The sequence below is a fragment of the Enterobacter sp. genome (genome assembly GCF_977039595.1).
The window spans coordinates 1-3828 of the sequence record NZ_CDRQYH010000128.1 but is presented as its reverse complement, the minus strand read 5'-3'; the positions used below and the strand labels follow the sequence as shown (position 1 = coordinate 3828).

General features: G+C 55.3%; 4 protein-coding genes. All 4 read right to left on the bottom strand.

The features are described from left to right. Positions 1-1254: adenylosuccinate synthase (locus tag ACWYRJ_RS20565; RefSeq protein ID WP_455508527.1), on the bottom strand; the 1254-nt coding region annotated here is incomplete at its 3' end. Positions 1255-1358: 104 nt separating this feature from the next. Then, on the bottom strand, positions 1359-1556 hold the full coding sequence (locus ACWYRJ_RS20560; protein WP_111965391.1) for a DUF2065 domain-containing protein: 198 nt from the start codon (positions 1554-1556) through the stop codon (positions 1359-1361). Between the two features lie 71 nt (positions 1557-1627). Then, the gene (hflC, locus tag ACWYRJ_RS20555) at positions 1628-2632 is read right to left on the bottom strand and encodes a protease modulator HflC (protein ID WP_111965392.1); all 1005 of its coding nucleotides are present in this window, start codon (positions 2630-2632) and stop codon (positions 1628-1630) included. Positions 2633-2634: 2 nt separating this feature from the next. Further along, positions 2635-3828 (bottom strand): FtsH protease activity modulator HflK (gene hflK / locus ACWYRJ_RS20550; protein ID WP_455508526.1); only part of this gene is annotated, 1194 nt, incomplete at its 5' end.

Genomic DNA, 3828 nt, shown 5'->3' with positions numbered 1-3828 from the left:
CGGGCCGGTAGAAATAATATCGATCGGCACTTCGGTCAGTTCTTCAATGCGCTTGATGTAATCCAGCGCCGCCTGCGGCAGGCCGCTACGCTCTTTCACGCCGAAGGTGGTCTCAGACCAGCCCGGCATGGTTTCGTAGATTGGCTCAATGCCTTCCCAGTCGTCAGCAGCCAGCGGAGTGGTGGTCACTTCGCGGCCATCTGGCATACGGTAGCCTACGCAGATTTTCACTTCTTTCAGGCCGTCCAGTACGTCCAGCTTGGTCAGGCAGAAGCCAGACAGGGAGTTGATCTGCACGGCACGACGCACTGCAACCGCATCCAGCCAGCCGGTACGACGACGACGACCGGTGGTCGCGCCAAACTCGTTACCCTGCTTGCACAGGAACTCGCCGGTTTCATCAAACAGTTCGGTCGGGAATGGACCCGCACCCACGCGAGTGGAGTACGCTTTGATGATGCCCAGTACGTAATCCACATAACGTGGACCCAGGCCAGAGCCGGTCGCCACGCCACCCGCGGTGGTGTTAGAGGAGGTGACGTACGGATAGGTACCGTGGTCGATGTCCAGCAGCGTACCCTGTGCACCTTCGAACATGACGAAATCGCCACGCTTGCGCGCCTGGTCCAGCAGATCGGACACATCAACAACCATACCGGTCAGAATGTCTGCAATCGCCATGACGTCATCCAGCACTTTCTGGTAGTCAACAGCGTCAGCTTTATAGAAGTTCACCAGCTGGAAGTTGTGATATTCCATCACTTCTTTCAGTTTTTCAGCGAAGGTCGCTTTGTCGAAGAGGTCGCCCACGCGCAGACCGCGGCGTGCAACTTTATCTTCGTAAGCCGGGCCGATACCACGACCGGTGGTGCCGATCGCTTTCGCGCCACGCGCTTTCTCACGCGCTACGTCCAGCGCCACGTGATAATCCAGGATCAGCGGGCAGGCTTCGGAGAGCAGCAGACGCTCACGAACAGGGATACCACGGTCTTCCAGACCTTTCATCTCTTTCATCAGCGCCGCTGGAGACAGCACAACGCCGTTACCGATGATGCTAGTGACGTTTTCGCGAAGAATGCCTGATGGAATAAGATGGAGGACGGTTTTTTCACCGTTGATTACGAGAGTATGGCCTGCGTTGTGACCGCCCTGGTAGCGCACAACATATTTAGCCCGTTCAGTCAGAAGATCAACAATCTTCCCTTTACCTTCGTCACCCCATTGGGTGCCCAGTACGACGACGTTGTTACCCATTTTTTTCAAAATCACCGTTTGCTTAAAAATGGATTCTACCATCGCTTTTTCAGATATACAGCACTTTTTGACCTCAAAATACGCCGATTGCGCCTACTTTTTGATCAGCCAATCGTTTTCCTCAACATGTAGTAGATCACGATGCCCGCAACCACAAGACCGCCGCCAAAACGACGTAAAATATTATCCGGCAGTTGGCTCATGGTGGCGATCATTCGACGCCAGGCGCGTGGATAGAGCATCGGTCCCATGCCTTCAAGCACCAGGACCAGGGCCAGCGCGAGCCAGATCGTTGAATTCATTTTTGTTCCTTATAAAAGAAAACCACCGCTCCGTTGAGAGCGGTGGTTTGAATACTCAAACGAGCCTGAGTTTATCGCGTTGCGTTAGTCGGCGTCTTCATATAACGGAAGAAATCGCTGTCCGGGCTAAGCACCATCACATCCTGGCTGCTCTGGAAGCTATTCTCGTAGGCACGCAGGCTACGGATAAAGGCATAGAAGTCAGGATCCTGGCTGAAGGCATCAGCAAACAGTTTCGCGGCTTCCGCATCACCTTCACCGCGCAGGATACGGCCCTGGCGCTCAGATTCCGCCAGCGTCTTGGTGACTTCGTAGTCTGCTGCAGCACGCAGCTTCTCAGCCTCTTCCTGACCCTGTGAACGGTGACGACGGGCTACCGCTTCACGCTCGGCGCGCATACGGTTGTAAATCGCCTCGGATACTTCCACCGGCAGGTTGATCTGCTTGATACGCACGTCAACGACTTCGATACCCAGTGCAGCCATACTGTTCGGATTGATCACCGGCACTTTACCGTTGGTTTCCGCCTGAACACGTTCAGCCGCTTTGGCAATCGCATCGTCTGCTGCCGGCGTTGAAACTTCATCTTCAGTGCCCGCTGTGCCGGAGTTCAGCGCATCGCGAACTTCCAGGGTCAGACGACCACGGGAGTCGGTCACGATGTCTTTCACATCCAGACGACCAATCTCAGAACGCAGACGGTCAGAGAACTTACGTTTCAACAGCACTTCTGCCTGAGAAACGTCACCGCCGCCCGTTGCCAGGAAGTAACGGCTGAAATCACTGATGCGCCATTTGATATAGGAATCAACGATCAGGTCTTTCTTCTCTTTGGTCACAAAACGATCTGCCTGGTTATCCATGGTCTGGATACGCGCATCAAGCGTTTTTACGGACTGAATGAACGGCACCTTGAAGTGCAGACCCGGCTCGTAAATCACCGGGCGTTTGTCGCCATCACGCACGACGCTGCTGAACTGGAACTTGATCCCACGCTCGCCCTCTTTCACCACAAAGATCGAGGTATAAAGCACGACCAGTACGATGACGATGATCGCAATAACTGACTTACGCATCCTTATTCCCCCTGACGCTGGTAGTCGTTACGCTGCGCGTTAGCACGGCGTTGGTCCATAATGTCACCATCGTTCGAAGAAGGCGTTGTGTTCGAGCTGGCGCTGCCTGTTGAGGCTGGCGGCAGACGCAGCAGGTTGTTCGCTCCGCTGGTGTCTTTTGCTGCCGGTGCAGAACTGCCCTTCAGCATCTGATCCAGCGGCAGCACCATCAGGTTTCCGCCTTTACTGTCGTTAACCAACACTTTGCGGGTGTGGCTCAGCACTTTTTCCATGGTCTCGATATAGAGACGCTCACGGGTAATTTCCGGCGCTGCTTTGTATTCAGGCAGGATCTTCGCAAAGCGAGCCACTTCACCCTGAGCTTCCAGGATGGTCTGGGTCTTATACGCGCGCGCTTCTTCCAGAATACGCTGCGCCTGACCGTTAGCGCGTGGCTGAACTTCGTTGGTGTACGCTTCTGCTTCACGGATATATTGCTGTTCGTTTTCACGGGCAGCAATCGCATCGTCAAATGCGGCTTTCACCTCTTCCGGCGGACGCGCAGCCTGGAAGTTGACGTCCAGCAGGGTGATACCCATGTTGTACGGACGAATGGTCTCTTCCAGCTCGCGCTGGGTATCGCTACGAATAACGGTACGACCTTCGGTCAGAATACGGTCCATGGTGTATTTACCGATGACACCACGCAGGGCGCTGTCAGTCGCCTGACGCAGGCTGTCATCGGCGCTGGTCACGCTAAACAGATAACGCTCAGGATCGGTCACGCGGTACTGCACGTTCATCTCAACGCGCACCACGTTTTCGTCAGAGGTCAGCATCACGCCGGAGGCGGCCAGTTCACGGACGGATTCCACGTTTACCGCGGTCACGTCGTCAATGAAGGTTGGCTTCCAGTTCAGACCCGGCTCAACCAGATGGCTAAACTTACCGAAACGGGTGACTACGCCGCGTTCTGCTTCTTTAATGGTGTAGAACCCGCTGGCTGCCCAGATGATGACTACCGCAGCGGCCACGATGCCCACTACGCGGCCACCCATTGGCGGGCGCGTACTCTGAGTGGAATTGCCACCCGAGCCAGAACGTTTTCCTCCGCCAAGGCCACCAAGCTTCTTGCTCAGTTTGCGGAAGATATCATCCAGATCCGGCGGCCCCTGCTCGCGACCACCTTTGTTGCCATTTCCCTCAGAGTTGCCGCC